Source organism: Hymenobacter nitidus (assembly GCF_020447315.1).
GTDB classification, from domain to species: Bacteria; Bacteroidota; Bacteroidia; order Cytophagales; family Hymenobacteraceae; genus Hymenobacter; species Hymenobacter nitidus.
In genome coordinates this window covers 20,321-42,700 of the sequence record NZ_JAJADQ010000017.1, presented here as the reverse complement: position 1 = coordinate 42,700, position 22,380 = coordinate 20,321, and the positions used below count along the sequence as shown (strand labels likewise).

Annotated in this window: 20 protein-coding genes; 13 read left to right on the top strand and 7 right to left on the bottom strand. The window is 50.4% G+C overall.

The window, feature by feature from the left end:
• Positions 1–39 precede the first annotated feature (39 nt).
• The 12 genes from LGH70_RS22830 (at position 40) to LGH70_RS22775 (ending at position 14,264) form a co-directional block, all read left to right on the top strand.
• The gene (locus LGH70_RS22830) at positions 40–903 is read left to right on the top strand and encodes a vWA domain-containing protein (protein ID WP_226190433.1); all 864 of its coding nucleotides are present in this window, start codon (positions 40–42) and stop codon (positions 901–903) included.
• Positions 903–1,916, top strand: a complete 1,014-nt coding sequence (locus tag LGH70_RS22825) for a protein phosphatase 2C domain-containing protein (protein WP_226190431.1) — start codon at positions 903–905, stop codon at positions 1,914–1,916. The genes LGH70_RS22830 and LGH70_RS22825 overlap by 1 nt, the downstream gene beginning before the upstream one ends.
• Entirely contained in the window at positions 1,913–4,603 is a 2,691-nt protein-coding gene (locus LGH70_RS22820) for a tetratricopeptide repeat protein (protein ID WP_226190429.1), read from the top strand. The genes LGH70_RS22825 and LGH70_RS22820 overlap by 4 nt, the downstream gene beginning before the upstream one ends.
• Before the next feature lie 168 nt (positions 4,604–4,771).
• On the top strand, positions 4,772–5,122 hold the full coding sequence (locus LGH70_RS22815) for a hypothetical protein (protein WP_226190427.1): 351 nt from the start codon (positions 4,772–4,774) through the stop codon (positions 5,120–5,122).
• Between the two features lie 237 nt (positions 5,123–5,359).
• The gene (locus LGH70_RS22810) at positions 5,360–5,770 is read left to right on the top strand and encodes a very short patch repair endonuclease (RefSeq protein WP_226190426.1); all 411 of its coding nucleotides are present in this window, start codon (positions 5,360–5,362) and stop codon (positions 5,768–5,770) included.
• Between the two features lie 12 nt (positions 5,771–5,782).
• The gene (locus LGH70_RS22805; RefSeq protein WP_226190424.1) at positions 5,783–7,117 is read left to right on the top strand and encodes a DNA cytosine methyltransferase; all 1,335 of its coding nucleotides are present in this window, start codon (positions 5,783–5,785) and stop codon (positions 7,115–7,117) included.
• Positions 7,114–8,661, top strand: coding sequence for an ATP-binding protein (locus LGH70_RS22800; protein ID WP_226190415.1), 1,548 nt, complete (start codon positions 7,114–7,116; stop codon positions 8,659–8,661). Before LGH70_RS22805 ends, LGH70_RS22800 begins: the two co-directional genes overlap by 4 nt.
• Before the next feature lie 35 nt (positions 8,662–8,696).
• Positions 8,697–10,901: a Z1 domain-containing protein gene (locus LGH70_RS22795; RefSeq protein WP_226190412.1), complete on the top strand. Its 2,205-nt coding sequence runs from the start codon at positions 8,697–8,699 to the stop codon at positions 10,899–10,901.
• A 121-nt stretch (positions 10,902–11,022) separates the two neighbouring features.
• On the top strand, positions 11,023–11,811 hold the full coding sequence (locus tag LGH70_RS23895) for an HNH endonuclease (RefSeq protein ID WP_226190396.1): 789 nt from the start codon (positions 11,023–11,025) through the stop codon (positions 11,809–11,811).
• Between the two features lie 69 nt (positions 11,812–11,880).
• Positions 11,881–12,573, top strand: a complete 693-nt coding sequence (locus LGH70_RS22785; RefSeq protein WP_348533757.1) for an HNH endonuclease — start codon at positions 11,881–11,883, stop codon at positions 12,571–12,573.
• A gap of 90 nt (positions 12,574–12,663) precedes the next feature.
• Positions 12,664–13,725, top strand: coding sequence for an HNH endonuclease signature motif containing protein (locus tag LGH70_RS22780; RefSeq protein ID WP_226190394.1), 1,062 nt, complete (start codon positions 12,664–12,666; stop codon positions 13,723–13,725).
• 53 nt (positions 13,726–13,778) lie between these two features.
• Positions 13,779–14,264 (top strand): transposase, encoded by a 486-nt coding sequence (locus LGH70_RS22775; RefSeq protein ID WP_226190392.1) that lies wholly within the window; start codon positions 13,779–13,781, stop codon positions 14,262–14,264.
• Positions 14,265–14,462: 198 nt separating this feature from the next.
• Here LGH70_RS22775 and LGH70_RS22770 read toward each other — a convergent pair whose 3' ends face one another.
• The 6 genes from LGH70_RS22770 to LGH70_RS22745 form a co-directional block, all read right to left on the bottom strand.
• The gene (locus LGH70_RS22770; protein WP_226190383.1) at positions 14,463–15,857 is read right to left on the bottom strand and encodes an esterase/lipase family protein; all 1,395 of its coding nucleotides are present in this window, start codon (positions 15,855–15,857) and stop codon (positions 14,463–14,465) included.
• Entirely contained in the window at positions 15,785–16,966 is a 1,182-nt protein-coding gene (locus tag LGH70_RS22765; RefSeq protein ID WP_226190381.1) for a hypothetical protein, read from the bottom strand. The genes LGH70_RS22770 and LGH70_RS22765 overlap by 73 nt, the downstream gene beginning before the upstream one ends.
• Entirely contained in the window at positions 16,963–18,039 is a 1,077-nt protein-coding gene (locus LGH70_RS22760; RefSeq protein ID WP_226190379.1) for a CHAT domain-containing protein, read from the bottom strand. The genes LGH70_RS22765 and LGH70_RS22760 overlap by 4 nt, the downstream gene beginning before the upstream one ends.
• 61 nt (positions 18,040–18,100) lie before the next feature.
• A complete protein-coding gene (locus tag LGH70_RS22755; protein WP_226190377.1) occupies positions 18,101–18,817 on the bottom strand; it encodes a hypothetical protein in 717 nt (238 codons plus the stop codon).
• Positions 18,818–19,199: 382 nt separating this feature from the next.
• The gene (locus LGH70_RS22750; protein WP_226190375.1) at positions 19,200–19,496 is read right to left on the bottom strand and encodes a hypothetical protein; all 297 of its coding nucleotides are present in this window, start codon (positions 19,494–19,496) and stop codon (positions 19,200–19,202) included.
• 195 nt (positions 19,497–19,691) lie between these two features.
• A complete protein-coding gene (locus LGH70_RS22745) occupies positions 19,692–20,396 on the bottom strand; it encodes a recombinase family protein (RefSeq protein WP_226190373.1) in 705 nt (234 codons plus the stop codon).
• A gap of 110 nt (positions 20,397–20,506) precedes the next feature.
• Here LGH70_RS22745 and LGH70_RS22740 point away from each other — a divergent pair, with 110 nt between their 5' ends.
• Positions 20,507–21,226: a recombinase family protein gene (locus LGH70_RS22740; protein WP_226190371.1), complete on the top strand. Its 720-nt coding sequence runs from the start codon at positions 20,507–20,509 to the stop codon at positions 21,224–21,226.
• Between the two features lie 155 nt (positions 21,227–21,381).
• Here LGH70_RS22740 and LGH70_RS22735 read toward each other — a convergent pair whose 3' ends face one another.
• On the bottom strand, positions 21,382–22,380 hold the full coding sequence (locus tag LGH70_RS22735) for an ISKra4 family transposase (RefSeq protein WP_226190456.1): 999 nt from the start codon (positions 22,378–22,380) through the stop codon (positions 21,382–21,384).

The following is a 22,380-nucleotide window of genomic DNA, read 5'->3' as shown; positions in this document are numbered from 1 at the left end:
CATTCACATACATTCCGGCATTTTCCCTAATTACTTCTCATGGCCTACAAGTGCGCCAACTGTGCCCGTAGCTACGCCCAGCCTACGGCTGATTATTTCTGTACCGATTGTGGCTACGATGGCCTGCTGATTGACGATGCAGTCGATACCAAGCTGGAAGAGGATGGAGGTGACCGTGAGATAGGTCTATGCATACTGCTGATGGATGCTTCCGGCTCCATGGAGCAGCCTGCATTTCCGGGCAGCCCTCTCAGTAAGCTACGGCTTGTGGCTAACAGCGCTGCTCAAGGTATCTTCGATCTGCAGCAGATGGGCAAGGCAGACGATGCATACATCTGCGCTATGCTGTTTGACAACACCATCAAGCAGATCTTCTTCAAGAGCGTGAAGGAATTGCTTGAGGAGCATAGCTTCGAAGTGAAGAGCTTTGCTGGATACCTTTACGATGAGCTCTCGCAGATGGGCGGATTAACTGATATTAATGGTGCCCTGCAGGCCGCTAACTCCTTCGCAAAGTCGTTCACTGCACGGACTATTCCCAACCTTCAAGGCTATACACCCTTAGAGCATGTCGTGCTGACCAAAGCAGGTCAGAGCCGTGTGGTACCAAACGTGAGGGTATTGCTCTACACAGATGGCGTACAGTTTCTTGATGGGAGGAATGACGCGTTGACTAGTCCGTTCAAAGAGTGGGAGACGGATATTCTAATGGGTGCTTTCTTCGGCGATAGCTCTGAGGCAGGCTGTAATGAGTTACGCAGTATACTCGGCAAGTGCCCAAACCATGACTTTGAGCAGTTTTTCCTGCTTGATCAGCCTTCTAAGGTCGCAAACCTGCGCAAGCTCTTCCGGATGGCCTCTGGAGCATCAGGCTTCTGCCCACTCTGTATACCCAAGGAGTAATGACTCTTTTTACGCTTTCCTCACTATACTCCATGGCTAAAGTTGGGCTCACTTTCTTCTCTGGCGCCGCCACTGCTTTAATAGCTTACACTGCTGTGTTAAATAAACAAAGGAGGCTGCGTGTAAAGACTAGACAATCGGATGAGGCGACTCGCCGCGATCTAAGAGAACAGCATGCACCTACTAACGCCCATTATGTACCCTCTGAAGAGCCTCATGCTTTAACTCTTCTTCCCAAAGCCGAGCTCTTACTTAGTGCAGGCCCCCGCAAGAGCACGCGCGATACGGAGCTTGGAGAGGATGTAACAGGTACGGTACTTACCTCCGAGCGCATTGTCTTCTGGGTGTTAGACGGTACGAGCGACACGGTTGTAATCTCGAGCTCCCAAGGCCGTGACCTCTTATCGTCTCGTTTATTCTGCCTAGCCATAAGCGCGGCCTTACACCAGCTGGCGCATAGGTATGAAGACACTCATCAGCTAGCTAAGGCTGCGTTTGATGCTGCAATCCAACAGCTTCGGAACCATCTTGAAGAGCATCAAGCTGTTTTCAAAAGCTTTGTAGAGAAAGAGCAGCAGACGCCTCATTGGGACGTCTCAACTACGATGCTGCTGGGAATCCTATCAAAGACTGGTGAGCTTGACTTGTTTCGTATCGGCGACTCCAAGGCTATCTGCTTTGACGATACAAAGCAGGTAGTATCAACTCCCATCGATCAAAAGCCAGCTAGTATCGGCTTAGGACGCGTTTATGCTCGGCTAGTCCGCGGGGAGCCAATGACCTTAGAGCTCTATGCTCCTGATCGTAGCGAGCAGCTACATCGTGGTCACGCGAGTGGGGTACGTCGTGTTATTGCCTTCTCTGACGGTATTGGTCCTGGTACGGAACAGTATCTGCAGCGCATGCTGGGGCAGCGCACTTACGGTCAGTTTCATGATGGGCTCAGCCGTACCCCAAACAAAACCTATGATGATAAAGCATTAGTGCTGGTCAGCTTCGAAGCAATGTCATGAATGTTATAATCATGGGCGAAGCAGTCGCCTATTTCCCTAACTACTCGGCCACAAGCAAGCTGTGGAAGGTACAGCTTCGTGACGCCTTCCAAATAGCTAAGCTGGGAGATACCGAGTGCTTTATCAAGCGTTTTGCTAGCAGGCCGCGGGCTTGGGACTTTATGGTTGTTAGCAAGGGCAAGAAGCAGACTGGCTTGCCTACTATCTATGACGCGGTAGCAACCCAAGAGGATGGAAGCGTTGTCTACTACTTGTTTTTGGAGAAGATCGAGGGCGACACGCTGCACGAGCACATGAAGGATAAAGCGGCCGGTAAGCCTAGCGTTAGCTTACTGGCGAAAGCGCTTGCTGCTGGTCTTCGCTCTATTCACGCGCAGGGCTATTGGCATGCTGACTTTTGTGCGAAGAATATAATGGTGAGCGCTAGTGGGCGACGCTTCGTATTTATAGACCTCGATAGCTTAGAGCCAGCTGCTACTCGGCCAACCCCAACTCCTAATGAGCCTGGCTACATTCCTGATCAGGAGCTAGCAATATATTCTCTTCAATATATTAAGTCGCATCTTGATCCATCTGTAAATAGCTTCACGGACATCCCCGGTCCTGCCTTAAACTATCTACAGCTAGTGTTTCTGCTTGATAAGCTTGTCTATTTTGCTAGCATCCTGAAGCCAAGAGGAGTCAAGTTTCGCGAGCTCGCAGCTTTTAGGGAGCTTCCAACAGTTGTTCATCGCCATCTAGGGGGCTATACTAATCAGCTTGCCAAGCGTATTCTGGATAGAACGGCAGATAGCGAGATGCTTATCACGCAGCCCCTGTTCTTTCAGAAGGAGCTACTACCTAAGCCTCAGTCGCTCACGCCTCCTGCCCCAGCCCCAGTAAGGCTAGACTTCTTTCGCTGCTCCCGGCAGTCAGTACCTCCTGGTAGAGCAACCCAGCTTACTTGGAAAGTAGAAGGCGTTACGAGCGTTCATATAAGTCAGCTAGGAACACGACCTGCAGAGGGTAGCTATCTTATCCTGCATAGCAGCGATCTGATTGGGGAGCAGGTATATACTCTTACTGCTGGAGGTACAGTAAGCCAGACCATTACTGTGGATTTTATATCACTGCCACATCCAGCAGCTACTTCTCCACCTACTCCAGCAGGCAAGAGGTCAGCTCCAGTATACATCGCCTCTTTTCGTGCCAGCAGCACTTTCGTTAAGAAAGGGGAGCAGACAGTTATATCTTGGAAGGTTACTGGACCGGGTAGTGTATTTATCACCAATATAGGTACCGTACCAGCGGCTGGGGCTAAGTCATTCGATGCTGATACCTTTAACGGACTGGTGGAGTTTGAGCTAACCGCTGGCAGCCCAGCGGTCAGAGAGAGCTTGTTTGTGCAGTTTTCTCCTGCAGCGACACCATCCAGCCCTGCAAAGCCTACCACAGCGTTTACTCCTCCCCGCTCGCAACCTGCAGCTCCCCGCTCACAACCCGCAAAGCCGAGTCCTACTTTAACTGCCACTGTAAAGGCCCCCGTAGCCCCCCCTTCTCAGGCTACTGTTAATGTACCCGTAGCGCCTCCTGCTCAAGCTGCGCAACCTGTTGTCACTTTACCAGCAGCTTCATTATCTCCGAGTGCCCAGGCTACTGTAAAGGCACCTACAGCCCCCCCAGCCCAGGCCCCCGTTAAACCACCCGTAGCGCCTCCTACACAGGCGACTATAAAGGCGCCCATAGCCACTGTATCACCCCAGCTACAGGTTACGAAGAAGAGAGGGGTATGGAAAGCAGTACTTTGGCTTTGTGTGCTAGCTGGCGGTGGCTGGGCATGGGCTGAAAGCTTCAGCAATACCACACCATTTGAGCCTAATCAGCTCAGGGGGCTGCAGCAGTTCGATCAAGGTAGGTATGATAGCAGCTTTGTCAACCTTGTCAAGTTCCGTAATGACACCAGCCATCACTTCGCTACGCAGTATAACCTTGCCTATATGTATGATAAGGGCAAGGGCACTTCAGTAGATGACACACTCGCCGTCGAGCTATACAAGCAGTCTCTTAGGTCAGCAGTCCCAGCAGTGGTCTCTAAGTCGCTATATGCATTAGGGCTATGCTCGCTCCAAGGCGAGGGCTGCTTTCGCGATACAGCCAAAGCAAAAGAGTATCTCGCTTTGGCCGCAGTGGGCCACGATAATGCCAATGCTATTGCTCTGCTTGAGAGTCTCAGTAAGGTGACTGCGCGTCTACCAAGTATAGCCGCTCCATCGCCGCGCCCATCTAGCATGCGTGGTGAGGCTTTCGTGCCCAGCACTATATCGACCGCAGTCGCGCTCAACCCGCCAGTAGGAAGCTTTACCCCTACGGCTACGTTTAGCTCTATTAGTCGGATTGAGCAGCTAGGTAATTGTACCAGGGTAGACTTTACGTATTCTAATCCATCAGAAACTGTTCTCTTTTTGCCGAGCCCCTCGGACCAGGATGCGACCTATATCGAGTGGGCAGGGTTGAGGTTCGCCTCACTATTGATTACAGGAATTGGGGACCGACAGAAGCCAAGCTACTATTACCCAGGTAAGCCCAGCTATTTCTCGGTATATTTTGAGAAGATTCCCAAAGGCGCTACTGAGATTAAGATTACTGATGGAAGTGGTGTGTGGGCGTTTAGCGGCATTAAGATGAGTCTAAGCACTGTTAATAACTAGTGCATCAGGCTTCAGTAATCACAAGTATTGGCCCACATAGTACCGCGTCCTCATCATTATTGTTGAATGCTACCTCTGAGGGCGCTGCTACCGCAGCCGTTGTAAGCGGTTTTCATCTCCCTCACAGTCAAAGACGGAGTAAGCCACATACGTTTTTCCGCAAGCCAGATGCAGAAGTTCATAGTCGATAAGAAGGATGACTACTCCGCGCACTACCAGTATTGTGCGCAGCATCATCTACCCTTCGTTCGTGTCATTCATGCCCTCAAGTACTCCAAGGTTGAGTTCGATGTTTCCGAGATGGTAATGCTCAAGGCCCTCTCCCGTGAGCAGCCTTCCGACTTCATTATCGACCTCTACCGCCACTACGCTCGCTTCACTAGGCTACCCAATGACAAGTTCTCTTGTGCTGGCGGGTCCAACAACTTAATCTTTAGTGTTTACCGTGAGCATGCCGAGCCATTCGCGGCTCAGCTATATGACTACTTGCTAAAGTTTGTTATCAGTCAGCAGAGGTAGTCGCTGTTAGCTTGTCGCCTAGCTCTCATTGATGCATTAGGTATATAGATGGGCGCTTCCAGTCTGACTGAGGCCATCTTTAGGCCAAAGGGCTTGTCCGCTTGCCTTCATCAGAGTAGCTTTGTAAGTAGGGCTACTGCTCTCAAATCATTAGCATATAGCTAAGGTTGTCGAGTAGGTCCATAACATGAGGCACAGGTGGCAATAAAGTTCAGAGTTCCAGAGAGCGGCTACCCGATGCCCAAGTCCCAAGCCGTCACTAAGACGATGCAGGGCAATAAGGCCAAGGACTCTAAGCCCGAGCTTCTGCTCAGGAAAGCCCTCTGGAAGGCTGGTGTGCGCGGGTATCGACTGCACTCAAAAGGCCTGCCCGGTAAGCCTGACTTGGTTTTCACGGCCAAGAAGCTCGTCGTGTTTGTGCACGGCTGCTACTGGCATAGCTGCCCGATCTGCGCCATTGCTCGGCCCCGCCACAATGCCACCTACTGGAGCGAGAAGCTTGCCGGCAACACCCGCCGAGACATCCTCAATGCCGATCGCCTGGCTGAGCTAGGCTGGAGGGTTCATACTGTTTGGGAGTGTCAGACCAAGTCCTCCATTGAAGAGGTAGTACTACAGATTCAGAAACTAATAGCTACCAGCAGCTAACACCGAATGAGATTGCGATTTATTGATTTGTTCGCCGGGCTGGGCGGCTTCCATGTAGGGTTGGAGCAGCTAGGCATGGAGTGCGTATTTGCCTCCGAGCTAAACAAGGACCTGCGGGCCCTTTATCGTCATAACTACGGCTTAGCCGATGAGCTTGTCAGAGGGGATATCCGGGAGGTTAACGTGCACGATATCCCAGCCCATGACATGCTCTGTGCAGGCTTTCCCTGTCAGCCTTTCTCAAAAGCTGGTGCCCAAGCAGGAATGAAGGATGAGGTGCGAGGAAATCTCTTCTATGAGATCATGCGCATCGTTGAGCACCACCAGCCTACCTACCTACTGCTTGAGAATGTAGCCAATCTGCTAAAGCATGACAAGCAGAACACGTGGCGAGTAATTAAGGAAACTCTAGAAGCGACCGGCTATGAGGTAAGCCACAAGATACTCTCGCCTCATCAGTTTGGTGTACCACAGCTAAGGCAGCGAATGTTCATTGTGGCCGCTCGCCGCGCCAGTGGGGGGCTTAGCCAGTTTGCGTGGCCCAAGACAGAAAATCAACCCGATATATCTGTGCGCAGCATCCTGGATGATATTCCTGATGAAACCCGGGCGCTTACCCAGCGAGAGATAGATGCCATAGCTGTGTGGCAGGAGTTTCTAGACTGCCTGCCAGAGGACGCGCCACTACCTTCCTTCCCAATCTGGGCCACAGAGTACCAGGCGACTTATCCTTTTGAGACAGAGGTGCCCTATATGCTGAGCCGCGAGCAGCTAGGCAAGTATAAGGGCATTTTTGGAAAGAGGCTAGATCGGAAGAAAGCTAAGCAGCAAGAGCGTATACCAACCTATGCCCGCGGAGAGGTGGTTTTCCCCAAGTGGAAGCAGCAGTTTATCGCTAGCAACCGTGCCTTCTTCGAGCGTTACAAGAATGAGCTTAAGCCAGTGATGAAGAAGATTCGGAAGCTGCCCTTCAGCTGGCAGAAGTTTGAGTGGAACTGTCAAGGTGCTCCTCGGCACCTTGACCAGCTTCTCTTTCAATTCCGTCCATCTGGAATTCGAGTGAAGCATCCAACTTATTTCCCGGCTTTAGTCTCCTCTACTACAACCCAAGTGCCTGTAATTGGTTGGCTCAATCGCTACATAACTGCTAGTGAGGGCGCTAAGCTTCAGTCACTTGGTGGCATCAGCTTACCTTCTAATAACACGGCAGCATTCCGAGCCCTTGGCAATGCTGTTAATGCCGAGGTAGTTAGACAAGTTGCCGCGTGCCTTATAGGCCCATCTCAGAGTAAGCCTGCGCAGCAGTGGCTCGACCTTTCCTCTATCCCTACACTAGCCGTTTTATGAGCGAGACTATTGGCATTCGCCCCGATGTAGGGGTGCTATCTGTGCTTCGCTACCTCAACTACAAGCCCTGGTACGCATTGGCCGAGTACGTTGATAACTCTATTGACAGCTACCTCAAGAATAAAGAGGCCCTGCTAAAGGCGGAGGCACTACTCAAGCCTAATGGTCCGGGCTACAAGCTGAAGATTGACATTACCATAGATGCTAGTAGCCGTGTCATCCGGGTGGTAGACAACGCCGCTGGTATTAGCGCCGCTGATTTGGGGCGCGCGCTTCGAATGGCGGAGGCCCCGCCCGATAAGACCAAGCTCTCCGAGTTTGGCATGGGAATGAAAGCCGCAAGCTGCTGGTTTGCACCAGTATGGGCTGTTCAAACCAAGGCCTTAGGCGAGGCGGTGGCTCGATCAGTCACGTTTGATGTGGCTAGCATAGTTAAGAACCGCACCCAAGAGCTGCAAGTCAAGGTGCTGGAGAAGCCAGTCGAGACACACTACACCATAGTCAACCTGGCCCAGGTGTTTCAAAGCCAGAACAAGACGACCATCGCCAGGATTAAAGCTCACTTGGCTAGCATCTACCGGGAGTATATCCGCTCTGGTGAAGTTATAATTCAGCTGAACGGAGAGACGCTGGAGCACGAGCATCCTGTGATTCTAACAGCTCCGCTTCACAGCGATGATAAAGGCACGCCCGTTCTATGGCGTCATGAGGTAGACTTTCCAGTCGGAGAGGGCCGCTCCGTGCGGGGCTTCGCCGCCATTAGAGAGACTGGCTCGACTTCCAAAGCGGGCTTCGCGCTCTTTCGGCGGGGCCGTGTCATTGAGGGCAGCACTGAAGAGGGCTACCGACCCGAGCAGATATTCGGCCGCGGCAACAGCTTCCGCTCACAGCGTCTTTTTGGTGAGCTGCACTTAGACGGCTTTGGAGTAAGCCATACCAAAGACGGCTTCCAGTGGGACGGCTACGAGGAGGAATTCCTAGCCCATTTACAGAAGGCCTTATCTGATCCGAAGATGCCAATACTGGCCCAGGCAGAGAAGTACCGCAAGAATGAGGCTAAGCCCATCATAGCCCCTCCGGTTGGTCCGCCCCATGTTAGCCCACCAGTCGGGCCACCTTATGTCAGCCAACCTCCTATTGGTCCACCAATCGGGCCACCTCCTGGGAAGCCCCCTGTCGAGAAGTCAGCGTCCGAGAGTGTCGCTAAGGTTGTGCGGCTAGTCTTTAACAGTATTTCCTGGCAGGTTCATGTTAAGCTGAGCATCGAGCATGCTCATACCGAGTGGATGGAAGTCGGTGATTACCTCTTGCCTCCGGGGGCCAAGGCTGCTCCCGGAGAGAGGCTACTTGGCGTACGGGTAGCACTATCGCACGGCTTCGGCCAAAAGATGCAGTCTCCCTCAACGGGTCATTCGGCACTGATCAGCCTAGCTGTTGGCTTAGCCATCTCTCAGGCCTTGGCAAATGATGGCGGCGCCACGAATACCAGCATCCTGCTGGATCACCTAGGCGAGGTGCTATCACTCCCTAATCTAAGTCTTTGAGCAGCGCTTTACCTAAGCCATTTTTCTATCTGCCTATGTCCTCAATCACTACTCCCACGGCCTGGTCTGTAAAGCTCGGCCAACAAGTCGACCGTCTGAAAGACCATCTACGCCTCCCCGCACCAGCGGCTGAGAAGCTAATGGCGGATACAAAGGAGCTTATGGGCCTGTGCGGCTCTCCATATGAGGAGACCAGCGCAGAGACCGGCCTCGCGCTAGGTTTTGTACAGAGCGGTAAGACCATGTCTTTCACCTCGCTCATTGCGATGGCCCGCGACAATGACTACCAGGTGATCATCGTGGTAGCTGGGGTGTCTAACGTGCTAGTAGCTCAGTCAGTGGACCGCTTGACAAAGGACCTACAGCTTAACGGGGCTAACTCTCGCGAGTGGCGCATTGTAAAGAATCCTACCCTTGCCAACGGCTTAGAGGACATTCGCGCCACGCTCCAGGAATACAAGACGGACCTGCTTCCTCGCTCTTTGCAGCGCACGGTCGTCATTGCCGTAATGAAGAACAAGAAGCGACTGGAGAGCCTGATTCAGGTTGTTGAGAAGCTCCAGCACGAGTTCAAGGGGGTGCCCACGCTGATTGTGGACGACGAGGCCGACCAGGCGGGGATGAACACGCAGGCCAAGCCCAACAGGAAGCGAGTGGCCAGCGGCTTAGACAAGAAGCTGAGTGCCGTTCACGCCCAGCTGCTGAGCCTTAAGGCTGCGCTGCCACACCACACCTTTGTGCAATACACGGCAACGCCCCAGGCACCGCTCTTCATTGAGCGTCAGGATGAGCTCTCCCCCAACTTTATCAAGCTGCTGACGCCCGGCGCGGGATACACTGGGGGGGAGAGGTTCTTCTCATCTTCCTCCGACTCCAGGCTCGTGAAGGTTATTCCCGCAGCCCAGATACACAGTGACGACAACCCGCTAAGTGGGCCGCCCGCTATGCTGGCCGAGGCCATGCGCGTGTTCTTCCTAGGAGTAGCGGAGCGCTATGCCGCTAACACCAGCGAGAACAATCGCTCCATGATGGTTCACCCTTCGCAGCTAACCAATATCCACCAGCTATACTTTAGCTGGGTGATGGGCTTGAAGGATACTTGGACCAAGCTGCTGGCGAAGCCCGAGGGCAATACTGATAGGCAGGCGCTAGTGGTAAGCTTTCAGCAGACCTACGCGCAGCTCTACACCATCAACCCTGCTATAGCCTCCTTTGAGCAGCATCTTAAGATGCTCCCGTATGCTATATCCTCAACCCAGATAAGGCTGTTAAACGCTGCGCCTGGCTCAGCACCTCAGATTGACTGGAATAGCCACTACTCTTTCATTCTAGTCGGGGGGCAGGCTATGGACCGTGGTTTTACCGTCGAAGGGCTCACCGTGACCTATATGCCTCGTGGCCTGGGCACAGGAACGGCGGATACGCTGCAGCAGCGGGCTCGCTTCTTTGGCTATAAGGAGAAGTACTTGCATCTGTGCCGCATCTACCTGACTTCCGATGTGAAAGAGGCATTCACCGACTATGTGACACACGAGACGGACTTGCGCCTCCGCCTCCAGCCCTACGATGCTGGCCGCATGCTCAACGACTTCGAGCGCTGCGTAGCGCTGCCGTCGTCTCTCGCCCAGCTTACTAGGCCCGCAGTAATGAGCGACGACATCGAGCGCTATAGCTTCGGCGGACGCTGGATTCAAACCAGGGCAGTGCTGGGCAGCGCTGCGGAGCTTAGTGCCAACAAGGCCGCCATTGAGCAGTTCGTGCACGACCAAGAGCCTAAGTGGCAAGTTGATAAGGGCCATGCTGATCGTACCACTGACCAGAAGCACCAGGTGGCGCAAGCCCCTTTAATGGAGTTGGTGGATCTGTTGCGCAGCTACATCTATCTGTCGACCGATGACAGCAGCACCTTTGCCATGCTGGCTAATAGCTTGGAAACTTACAGTAAGGCTAACGCAAGCGCTGAAGGAGTAGTCTATCGCATGTCGGGAGGGAAAAAGAGAGCACGTGCTGCTGTTAATGGAAAGGTGAGACAGCTATTCCAGGGCCGCAACCCTAAAAAAGGGGCTGGGGAGCTTATCTATCCCGGTGATATCGAGATTAGGGAGCTTGAGCAGTTCTCGCTCCAGATTCACTCACTCGAGGTGAAGAACGACTCTGGACCAAGGGTCTTCTCCTTTGCGCTCGCAGTGTGGGTGCCAGCTAGCGCGGGCGTTGAGATGGTAAAGCTGGCAGGGGAGTAGGGGCTTACACTCGATATCTAAATCCAGCACCTCTACCATGTCTAGCTTACATTCCCACCTGGCCTCAGACCAGCTAGTAGAGGAGCAGCCCTACACCAGAGCCCAGCTGCGGCAGCTATTCGTGATTACCGAGTCCACCCTGGATGATGGCGTCTTTCGTCCCAGCGGCTATAACTCGGTCTGGCTATTCGTCACCGCACGTGCTGGAAGTGGGTCAACAATCCAGAGCCAGCTTACCGACAACAGCACGCTGGCTTGGACGGGGCAACCGACCGGCCGCACCGACCAGCTCATCATCACCCATGAGTCGCGTGGCTTGGAGCTGCTGGTATTCTACCGCGAGAATCACCTTCAGTATCCCGATGCGGCCTTCCGCTACCTGGGCCGCTTCGAGTACCAGTCCCACAGCGGAAAGCGCCCTGCCAATTTTATTCTTGCACGCAGCGGCAGCATGCCAAGCATAGCCGAGGTGCAAGCAGACCAGGACGCTCACTCGGCCTTCAACCCAGCTTCTGTGCGCGACGGGCGCGAGTGGGTATTGGCAAGCATCGTTCGCCGGCGCGGTCAGTCGGCGTTTCGGAAGAGCCTGCTTGAGGCTTACTCCGGCGCCTGTGCCATCACGGGCTGTAAGGTAGAGCCACTCTTGGAGGCAGCCCACATTATTCCTTATCTAGGGCCCTCCACCAACTATACCCAAAATGGATTGCTACTGCGGGCCGATATCCATACCCTATTTGACTTGCAGCTTCTTGCGATTGATCCCATCAGCTTAGTCGTCGAGCTATCTCCTGACTTAGCGGGCTCAGAGTATGCAACTCTCAATGGGAAGGCTATCTTCTTGCCTGCTTTGGAAGCAAACCGTCCCAGTGTGGATGCTTTGCGGGCCCACCGCATCCGCTGTGCCTTTTAGCTAGCGGCCATCAGCTGCAGGAAGTACGCCAATACATTACAATCTTTAAGTCTTAAGAGCTAGATACCTATGGCAAACTGGTCAGAAGAAGAGATAGAAGCAGCCGTAGATGCGTACCAGGGTCTGTTTGAGAGTCAGGCAGCAGGTGAGCAGGTGGTCAAGAAGCATGTTTATAAGGAACTGTCGCTGCGATATGGGCGCACTGTAAAGTCTTATGAGTTCCGCTTCCAGAATATATCTCATGTGCTAGACACCATGGGCTTGCCTTGGGTTAGAGGCTTGGTGCCAGCATCGAATGTGGGGCCGACTGCTACGGCCGCTATCAGAGGAGTAATCGAGCGTAAATGCTACTTTGGACGGCATTTAGGCGAGCCAACGGCTGACCTAGTACTTCTCGCAAGGCGAGCGGCAGCTTTAGTTGGTCGTGGACCCAAAGGCATACCTACTGGCGATGCCAATCCCAAGCGAGTAGCGGGCGAAGTGGTGCAGTTTGTGCGCAGCCCACAAGTTGTTGCCTGGGTGCTAGAAGCCGCCGCCGGTGACTGCGAGTCCTGCAGCCTACCTGCTCCATTTATCAAAGCAGGGGGCGTCCCCTACTTGGAGGTTCATCATGTGCGATGGCTATCTCAAGGTGGTAGCGACACTGTAACAAACGCCGTGGCGCTCTGTCCTAACTGTCATCGACGGTTCCACCACGGTGCCGACGCTGAAGCGTTGGCAAAGCATATCATAGCTCGGGTGCCAAGACTGCGAGCAGAGTAGAAATCGATTAAATAATAGCGCTTTACTTGGAGTAATATTCTGAACGAATTCAATTCGCTTGCTCAGAAAAACACAATAGACATCACTAAAATGGAGCTGATTACAAACTACGGCATACTCGCGTCTATTGCGTGGAACAGCAACGACTGGACGGCTGATCCAACTGATGCAGATCTGAAGCAGTCGAAGTATGATTTTGTCAAGGACAACCAGCACACCCACGAAAGCATCAACTTCGGACATGAGCAGTATCCATCTGAAGCAGATGGCAGCTTCATCGGTTACACGCCGATGCTGCGTCGATTGCCGGACAAGAAAAAAGCCAAGAATGTATGTGCGGTCTTTTTCTTAAGCTCTGACTACCAGAATCAGAACCGAAAATGCATTGTAGGGCTCTACGGCTTTCCTGAGCTCGGATGGTTTGAGAGGAAAGCCAAGCACCGTGTTTTTAAGAAATATGATGCTGGGAATGTGCGCTCACAGGTGGAGGATATCATTTATTTTCAGAATCCCGTTGTGCTGAATAATGACCGCGTGGCGCGTGAGAAGCTACTTCCAGAAGGAAAGATGATTTCAAAGCAGGGCTTTAATTACCTAAACTCGGACAATGTCTTACATATCCTCCAGCTGGCAGCTCATAGAAACCCAGATAACGTTAGGTTAGCCAACTTGTTGAAGAAGTTTCCCGATCAGATGAGCTATCTCAATGAGGTGATAGACGAGGAGGACTTTGAGGGGTTTCTAGACAAGCAAAATGCGGATAGCTTGGATGCGCTTGGCCGGTTGGAAAAAAAGATGCAGCGGTTACGTCCACAGCTAAAAGAACGGGTGTCAACCTTCATTGAGCGGGGCGCAATTGCCGCCAAAGTCAAAGTGCTAACAAAGCATAAATGCCTGGTTTGTGAAGCACTGGGATTGAACGCCATTGGTTTTCGAAAGCCTGATGGTATTCCTTACGTCGAAACACATCACGTCGATCCGGTATCGCACCTCTCCATAGGAGCCTTGGGGCTAGCTAATCTCATTACTCTATGTGCTAACCACCACCGTCAGATGCACTTCGGCAATGCTAGTCTAATCGGTCAAACAACAACACAGTTCACTTTCTTAATAGATGGGCAGAAAGTGGAAATCCGAAAAGTGAGGCTATAAGCTGGATGAGGTAATCAAATGACGACAGAAGAAGGACGTATATTTCTTCTGTTATGGCATCAAGATCAAGCGGGTGGTCACCATACAAACTGCGTAAATGCGAAGAGCCATTTAAGGCTGAAGCCTCGCGCCTTGCCTCGGAAAGCCGAAGCACGCAGGCTGCCGCGCAGCAGTTGGGCGTTATGCCCAAGCTTTTCTACCGCTGGCGGCAAACGCTGCTCGTAGCTGAGGTGGGCAGTCTGGAAGTAGCCCGCGACCCAGAAGTGCGAGCCCTACGCCAGGCGCCAGCCGGCTTGATCGTCGACTCCGACCAGGACAGCCAGTACGCGCCCACCCGATTCAAGGACTTACTGGCTCGCCACTGGACCTTGTCGAGCATTAGCCGGCGCGACAACTGCCACAACAGTGTCCACGCCGAATCCTTTTGGAGACGGCTAAAATCCGAACTGCTCGACGGCAGCCGCTCTCCCGTACTAGAGTCCGACTCGAAATCAGCTGCTACATCGCCGAACGCTACCATTCCACCCTGGACTATTTAGCTCCCAACCACTTCTAATCCCAACTCCAAGCCAGGTCCCATTTGTATCCGGTTTAACTGGATTACCTCAGTTTTACTTCTGATGCATCTATGTTTTTTTATTTAACTTCATGTAGCATTATACAAATTGTAATGGCATTATTAATTTTTTTCTTTTTCAAAGAAATGCGAAATTAAATATTAAAATATAAATGTCGTGCTATGCCTGTACAATAAGTTCCACAGAGGCTGATGACCCTATATCACTGTGGTCCTTATAAGAGACTATATAATGCCCTCTGACCGAAGGAGCAGTTAATGCAATAGAGAAAGAAACAATAATTGGCCCTTCATATTTGACAAAGTTTTTTTGATCCAAATTTTCAATGATGGTACCCGTTACGCTATTGCTAAGAGAGGCAATCTCAATGTCCCCAGCAAAAGAAGTAGTTCCTCGACTAAGCTTTAAAGTTGCATAAACCCTTTGATTCGGATCAACAACGGTTTCATTTAAGGAAATCTCAGTTGCAGTGCCAGCAGCTAATACGCCAGGCATTCCTAACAAAGCAGCGAGGAGCTTTCTCAATTCTTGATTCTTGTATATCGTTCCATGTTCACCTGCTACATATAGAAATTGGCATTGTGGAAGAGTGCTACTCCAAATGGGAACAGTTCCATCTCCAGTGTCTTCTTGGCCAACTTTATCAGGAATTAAGATGCCACCACTTCGCGCTAAAATCTTTAAATATGCTACTGTCCTCTCTCGATTGCCTGAAAAGCAGAAATATTGTACATGATTTGGCCTAGTACCTTGTTGAAGTTTAGTGTGAAAATCTTCTGCAGACTTTAGATTTTCACTATTTAACCCAAGTTTTTTACTAATACTTGGGTTGTAAATATCTATTGAATTGATTTCCTGCCAAGCAATAACCTCTCCTCTATGTGGAAGCAATTGATACGCACTTGGATAGCGCGGATCATTGGCAATCTGTCCCACTTGGCTTGCACTAAGGAACAATTTTTTCTCACTGCCTAAAACCAACGGCAAGGCAATGGAAGCCCCACGGTGAGGCGTTGCTAGAGTAATAATTTTTTTTGTTTTATGCCACCCTGGTCGGTTATTAAACAATCCACTTTCCAGATAATATCTACCAACTAAGCCGCCCATACTATGTGCGACTAAGTAAATTGCAACTTCATCCCCTTTGTCGTCAAAAATTTTGTCTAATCGATTGGCAAGTAACTCTGAGCTTGATTCAATTGACTTTCGCCAATCATAAGGAAATACAATTAATGTATTAAGGTTTTCAGAAAATCCACATAATTCAAGGTCAGCAATTAGATCACTATACTGTGGCAAATAGAATTTTCTAATACAATCAACGGCTACCAAGTTGGGATTGAGCAACTTGTCCATTTTGCGATAAGGCAATTTAAGATCTATTAAGGATCCAGGCCAAACAATTTCATCGTCAAGCGTTAACACAGATCCCATTATCCCAGGAATCATTACTGCAACCTGAATCATATCCCAAAGAAGCTTTAGAGTTTTGAAAAAAAGCCAACTAATTGCATAGCTGATTTGCGAAAAGGGAGTGGTATCTTGAGCAAACATTCTGCATCGATATGCAAATTTGAGATTTTGCCCATCAAACTTTTTCTATCTGCATTGTAATCAAAAATGCATCCGCTATTATCCTTATGAAAATTTAATCCGTTTTCGTAAAACTGAGCCACAAGCAGTTGCGCAGTTATAATGCCTGCCAGAAATGTTTCGAAAGAAGTTTTTGTTTCTTTCGCAAATTGTCTGAGTTCGTAAGCAGAGGCTATAATTAAACGATCTTTAAAAAACGAGAAATGATTCCAAAATATCTGACCTTCGTCGTTACCCGCAATCATGCTTGGGGTCACCCCAACTAAATAATCTATTTTTAAATCTAACCGAATCTTCTCTGCAACCACAAAAAAATCGTTGGCGACTGTGTTAGACATGACATGTGTTTTTTCCTCATCTGTCAAAGAATGATCTATATTTTCTTCTAGCCAGCTTAGTACGCCTTCTGGCTTGCGCATCATGCCTGAAGGCACTGTAGCAGTAACCGGCCGAAATTTGTATTTATTTTGCGATTTATTCATGGCCTCTAAAAAATCAGGGAAATTTCCTAGCCACGCCCCTAAATCCCAAACCCCTATGACTATAGTAGCTGGCTTGCGATGCTTTCGCGTAATATTGAAATCAGTTGTTTTGTTTAGATCCCTCTTATTTGTTGCTTCCCATCTGGTTTTGCTTAAATCTATATTTTTAATATATTTTAGGCCATTTATTATCAATTTCTTATCGTCACTAAATTGCGCAGTGACTTTTCTGATGATGCGCTTGCCGCTGCGCTTACCTAATGTTTGATTAAAATCAATTCTTGTACTATCACCACTTTCTACCGCAAGTGCATCCAGTCTGTTTGCATTTGAACTTATTAAATTGTTTATACCGTGTATCTCCACGTTGCTTCCACCTCCTGTACTTAACACAAGCTTCTTGCCTGCTATGGATGTGCCAGGCGTTATACTCACTTCTAATACTCCGTCTCCTAAGCTAACCACTTTAGCTTTACCTCTTCTTTTGTTTATGGCTTCAGATCTTACTGAAAAAGATTCGGGTTTAGGTTTAGACTCCAAAGATTTCGGCAATGGTAAGTGAACCATTGTATTTTTATTGATTTTCATACCTCGAAAAGCTTTGATGCGTCTACGTGTCGATATAATGTCGGAATGCCCCATTCAAGCGTTGTGTGATCAGCTAAGGCTAAGACTTGCCGCCCTTCAGCAACAGCTTCATCTATATCGCCTGTTGCTAGTAGTCCCCTATATAGACCTGATGAAAACGTAGCCGCTATACTGTTTGTTACTGCAAACTGATTAGCGACGACAGCAGGAATGCCGCTCTCAACCAGGGCTTGCGCAACTACAGCATAGCTTTTAGAAAAATCTCCTGCTGATGAGTTACAAGCGCTTAATACAACTAGTTGGAGATTTCGGCCGCTTAAGATCATTGCAAGCTTTGAAGCAGGGACCTCCTGCGATTCTCCAGTTACTCTATCCCTGAAAACAAGGATACCAGTGCCTTTGTCAACACCTTGCATTATTATGGACCCATGTCCATTAAAGTGCAAAATGTCGTAACTATTGCTAATCAGTGCTTCATTTAATTGTTCAATGGATGACCCTTCAATAACTTTCATTTCGAATGTGCCTTGTTCTAACCTGCCGAGGAATTCACGCTCAATTGTATTTTGAATATCTTCCCAAGCAACATATGCTTGATCTGTGGGATCAGCATAGACAAACAACAAGCGTAATTTATTTTTCAGTTTACGTATTTCAGGAATTTCGTTTCCTATAGTCGGTACAATTCTCACTATGCCTCTGCTTCTGTTAGGTCCTATATTTGCCATTGGATCTTGCAAATATTCCCAAGGCAATGATTGGAAATCGGGTCGGTTACTTATCACTTGAATCTTTATAGTTTCATTTGGAAGGCGTCGGTATACGTCTAATACCTTTTTATTAAATGCGAAATTGAACAGATTTTTTCCAAATATAGAAAGCTCTTCTTTCGTAGGTGGTGATGCTGCCTCGCCAGTCGCGACTTGATTGAGGCGGATCCGAAATTCATTTAAAGCTGGTATAGCATTGCATTGAATTATTTCCACGGCTGAATTATTGTTATATCGAGCATATGCGACAGCTTGAACATCCTGGCCTGTATCTAAAATTAAAAGCTCTAGTGGTTTCTTCATTTTTTTATTCAATTTGATTTAAATCACAGGTTGGGTATTTTGGAAACATTGGAAACAATAATTATATTATAGTCACAACGAAAGGAAAGTCTGTATCTGACACACTAATTGGCGTTTGCTTTTTCTTTGATATTTTCTGAACTTGTTTCCTCGTTAACTCGAACACTTCCAATATACTATAAACATTGTTCCTATAGTACTCATGTAAATAAACAGAAACATCGATAAGAGTTTTTATAAAAAAATAGTTGTATGCACTTTGATCTAAGTCACAAGCGAATAGATACACTGATCCTTTCTTAGACTCTACTAGTGCTCCCTCATAGGCTTTGTACGCTTCTTCAGATGTTCTTGGCCACTTTACGATTCCACCGTATTTATACTTCGGCACTAAATTGTTTAGGCGTGGTATATCTAAATTTGTGGTAATGGTATTTCTACAGGTCTCTATAATGTACAGCTGTCTGTTACATTGAAAATGGATTTGCCCTGGATGTATAAGAGTGGTCTCGCTTAATTGAAATACTTGTACACCTTCTTGGTTCGCGCCATGTCCTACTAAAACAGTAATTATATAATCGCATCCCTGTATCAACATTAATTGTTGAAGTTGTTCAATAGAAGGCTCTTCGCAAATAGCAATATCCCTGTCAAAATCATAGCTACCTCCTGCATTACTGCAAAAGAAATCAATGTATAGTTGAATTATATTCCTATCGTTAGAAAGCTCAACTTCAGTTTTGCTATAGCCTTTGATGAATATTATTTTCCGGTTCATAAAAATCACCTATGAAGAATGACTTACTTATTTTGATTGCTGTCTGTGCGTTAAGGAAGTAAATTTATTACTTCAAAAACACTCCTTAAACATCACGCTATATTCAATCATGTACAAGATTCTAAAGAAGGCAAAGCGAAATAAATAGAATAGCATCATGAGGAATTAATAATTGCAATGTGTATGGTTGTTGACATTTCATTATTGAACTCATCTTGTGCTTCGTCGGGTTCATCCCCTCGGAATCATCGGCTCCGGCTAGCTTAGCTACGGTAACAAAGGAAGCACATAGGGAATGTGCTAAATACTTAGGCCCAAGGTAGCGCTGTACAATCAAATTCAGGTGCTTGTCGGTAAACCTTTGATCTGTGATGCACTCTCTTTACGAAAGGATACAAACATCGAGCGAGCAGTGACGAACGGTTTTCCACGTAGTCACAATGGCTCTATTGGCAGCAGCGACATAGGCTCGCGCCCAATAGAGTTGCCATTCTGGTGCCTGCTTCTGCTGCTGGATGATGTACTGGTAAGTTTGCGCCGCAGCCTTGATGCTGAGGTTTCCGCTGGCCGTGAGTTCAGATTCTGCCATAAAATCCTCGCCGTAGTTCCACTGTAGCCCTTGCTGATAGCTACACATCCTGCGGCGGAATCGCGCAAAGAAGGCCTTTAATAACCACATAGTATAGCAGAGGCGCGTAGAAGCCCACTAAGGCGCTTTCTCCGCCTCTGCTTTCTTGGACTGGAGACTCCACCACACTGGCGAATCTAAAATTTTAGCATAGTTAGTATTCCATTGTGTCCGCTTCCTGCTCATTATGTGCCTCCTTCTTCATTATTCCTAAGCGTTTGTCCTCGGGCGCATACATGTAGTGTTCTATTGAACCGAAGGCAACGCAGCCACCGTCGTAGACCGTGGCAATAAGCGTTGCACGGTCATGGGAAAGAACTCCTTCCCCCGCCGCGTCCGATACCCCGCCTCATTCAGTTCCCCGGCAATCTGCTGCAGCGTATGCCCCTGCGCGTGCAACAGCGACGCGAGTCGGGCAGCCTGCCGGTTCGCCTGGCTTTGCTTGGCATTCAGCTGCTGCACGGCGCGCCCCTGCTCGCGCACCTGGTCGGTCATGTTCGCCGGCGTACCCAGTTGCGCACCTCGCGCCTTCTTCGCTGTGAGTGCATCCTTGGTGCGGCGGGAAATTGTTTCGCGCTCATGCTGGGCGATGACGGCAAACAGCCCTACCGTCAGCGTATTCGCGTCGGGCATATCGCAGCACACGAACTCCACCCCCGAATCCCGCAGCGCAAAAATAAACCCCGCATTACGACTCAGTCGGTCGAGCTTGGCAATGAGCAGCACGGCTCCATGCCGGCGGGCCGCGGCGATAGCAGCTAACAGCTGGGGCCGCTGGTTCTTCTTGCCGCTCTCGACTTCGACGAACTCCTCCCCCACCAGCCCTCCGGCTGGCGCGAAGGCCACGACCGCCGCCCGCTGCGCCTCGAGCCCCAGCCCAGACTGCCCTTGCTTCTGGGTGGAGACGCGGTAGTAAGGAACATACTTCTTGGCGGGAGTCAGCGGCAGCATCGGGGGCGATTGGGGAGGAAAAGCGCCGCAAGATACCCAATATAACGTTCTATAAACGAGCGTTTGGAAAATGTTAGCTTTGTCGAATTCCCCGGTTTTGCTCCTTCTATATGCGTACTTCTGCCCCGTCCACTCGCCCTTACTTCGCTTACTACCGGGTCTCGACCCAGAAGCAGGGGGCATCGGGCTTAGGCCTGGAGGCGCAACGGGCGGCGGCCCGGGCCTTCGTGGCTGACCCGGCCGCCCTGCGCGGGGAGTTCGTGGAAATCGAGAGCGGTAAAAAGAACCACCGGCCCCAACTGCTGGCCGCCATCGCCGCGGCCCGGCAGGCGGGCGGGGTACTGCTCATCGCCAAGTTGGACCGGCTCTCACGCAACGCGGGCTTTATCTTCACCCTGCGCGACGCGGGCGTGGAATTTGTCTGCTGCGACATGCCCGACGCGAATACACTCACTGTGGGTCTCTTTGCCGTCATCGCCCAGCACGAGCGCGAAACCATCTCGAAGCGCACAAAAGACGCGCTCACCGCCAAAAAAGCGCGTGGGGCCACATTGGGCACGCCGGCGAACCTGACGGCTGAGGCTCGGCAACGAGGCTTAGCCGTGCGCCAGCAAAACGCCCGGGAACACCAAGCCAATAAACAGGCGAGTCGGGTGGCGACGCTTCTGCAGCTACAAGGCCACAACCTGACGCAGATTGCCCGCGAACTTAACGAGGCCGGCTACCGCACCCGCCGCGGCAAAGCCTTCCACTTGGCTACGGTGCGACGCCTATTAATTCGTGCAGAGGCGGAACTTGTGCAACCAGCAACGCACCAGCTTGTCGTCTGAGACGACAAGCTGGTGCGTTAACCTGCTATTTCTCGTTTTCTGAGAGTATTTCAATATGCTCTAAATCGGTTCAGACTTCCCTACCGATAGTTTCTGTTCCTACTCTAGCGCTACCCCAACTCCTGGAGAGCATCAAAAAGTGTGGGGCAATGGGGTTAGGCGGCCATCTGCATCGGTTCTGCTGGCACTGACAGGAAGCCGGGATACTGCTTCCGAAAACAGTCTTCCCATTCCTCGTTGAGCACCTTCGTGCGGGCCTGCACAAGCAGGTGCGCTCCTTTTTTAGTCCACTGCATTTGTTGCCGCTTCACCATTCGCTTGGCCAGGACCTGGTTGACCGCTGATTCAACAAAGCCGGTGGAGACGCGTTCGCCGTAGCGGTACCGCTCGGCGTAATCGACAATAAAGCCGCTGTTCTGCTCAACGTAAGTGTAAAAATCAGCCATTAGCCGGACCAACGGCTTACACTTGCTGTATTTCCGGGCCACGAGCGGGTTCTCCTGGTGCGTGGTCAGCGTGTCGTCCAAGTCCCGTATTTTCTCCAGGGCCCGCTCGGCGTTGCCGTGCCAGAGATGCCACTTGATGCTGGTCAAGACATCTTGCAGCGCTTTTCCCCCGGCCGCATCGACCTGAGCGAAGCCAAGCGCGTATTGGTGCAGCACCGTCAGGCGCATGGTCAGGTGAAACCAGTCCAAGATATGCATGGACTCCGCACTCAAATAACTGGTCAGCGACCGCAGCACCGCGGCGCCGTCGGTGAAAAATTCCACTGACTGATTAGCCTGTAATCCCTGCGAGCGCAATACCTCGAATACGCGTCGGCGCGGTTTGGCATCTATTTCTTGCACAAAGCCAAAGCATTTGGCTGGCCCCTCCGCCGGAATGCTTTTGCCAGCTATCACCTCGAAACAGCCTTTTTTATGCCAGTGTCGGACGTAGCCGCCGTCGAGGCCGACCACCAGCGGGCGGGGCGGGCACGGCAAGTCCTCGCGTTCCAGTTGATAACTACCGTGAAAAGTGGCCACCTCCGGGGGCAACTGCTGTTCCTGCGCCTCGACCACCACGTGCAAGTGCTGCTGAATGGTCGTGCCCGAGAGTTTCGCACTCAGGGGCAGCACGTCGTGGAGCAAATCGGCCGTTTTCTGGTAGGGAAT

Coding starts and splice junctions, on each gene's coding strand:
- LGH70_RS22830 (WP_226190433.1), top strand. CDS start 40: ATGGCCTACAAGTGCGCCAACTGTGCCCGTAGCTACGCCCAGCCTACG.
- LGH70_RS22825 (WP_226190431.1), top strand. CDS start 903: ATGACTCTTTTTACGCTTTCCTCACTATACTCCATGGCTAAAGTTGGG.
- LGH70_RS22820 (WP_226190429.1), top strand. CDS start 1,913: ATGAATGTTATAATCATGGGCGAAGCAGTCGCCTATTTCCCTAACTAC.
- LGH70_RS22815 (WP_226190427.1), top strand. CDS start 4,772: ATGCAGAAGTTCATAGTCGATAAGAAGGATGACTACTCCGCGCACTAC.
- LGH70_RS22810 (WP_226190426.1), top strand. CDS start 5,360: ATGCCCAAGTCCCAAGCCGTCACTAAGACGATGCAGGGCAATAAGGCC.
- LGH70_RS22800 (WP_226190415.1), top strand. CDS start 7,114: ATGAGCGAGACTATTGGCATTCGCCCCGATGTAGGGGTGCTATCTGTG.
- LGH70_RS22795 (WP_226190412.1), top strand. CDS start 8,697: ATGTCCTCAATCACTACTCCCACGGCCTGGTCTGTAAAGCTCGGCCAA.
- LGH70_RS22785 (WP_348533757.1), top strand. CDS start 11,881: ATGGCAAACTGGTCAGAAGAAGAGATAGAAGCAGCCGTAGATGCGTAC.
- LGH70_RS22780 (WP_226190394.1), top strand. CDS start 12,664: ATGGAGCTGATTACAAACTACGGCATACTCGCGTCTATTGCGTGGAAC.
- LGH70_RS22775 (WP_226190392.1), top strand. CDS start 13,779: ATGGCATCAAGATCAAGCGGGTGGTCACCATACAAACTGCGTAAATGC.
- LGH70_RS22770 (WP_226190383.1), bottom strand. CDS start 15,857: ATGTTTGCTCAAGATACCACTCCCTTTTCGCAAATCAGCTATGCAATT.
- LGH70_RS22765 (WP_226190381.1), bottom strand. CDS start 16,966: ATGAAAATCAATAAAAATACAATGGTTCACTTACCATTGCCGAAATCT.
- LGH70_RS22760 (WP_226190379.1), bottom strand. CDS start 18,039: ATGAAGAAACCACTAGAGCTTTTAATTTTAGATACAGGCCAGGATGTT.
- LGH70_RS22755 (WP_226190377.1), bottom strand. CDS start 18,817: ATGAACCGGAAAATAATATTCATCAAAGGCTATAGCAAAACTGAAGTT.
- LGH70_RS22750 (WP_226190375.1), bottom strand. CDS start 19,496: ATGTGGTTATTAAAGGCCTTCTTTGCGCGATTCCGCCGCAGGATGTGT.
- LGH70_RS22745 (WP_226190373.1), bottom strand. CDS start 20,396: ATGCTGCCGCTGACTCCCGCCAAGAAGTATGTTCCTTACTACCGCGTC.
- LGH70_RS22740 (WP_226190371.1), top strand. CDS start 20,507: ATGCGTACTTCTGCCCCGTCCACTCGCCCTTACTTCGCTTACTACCGG.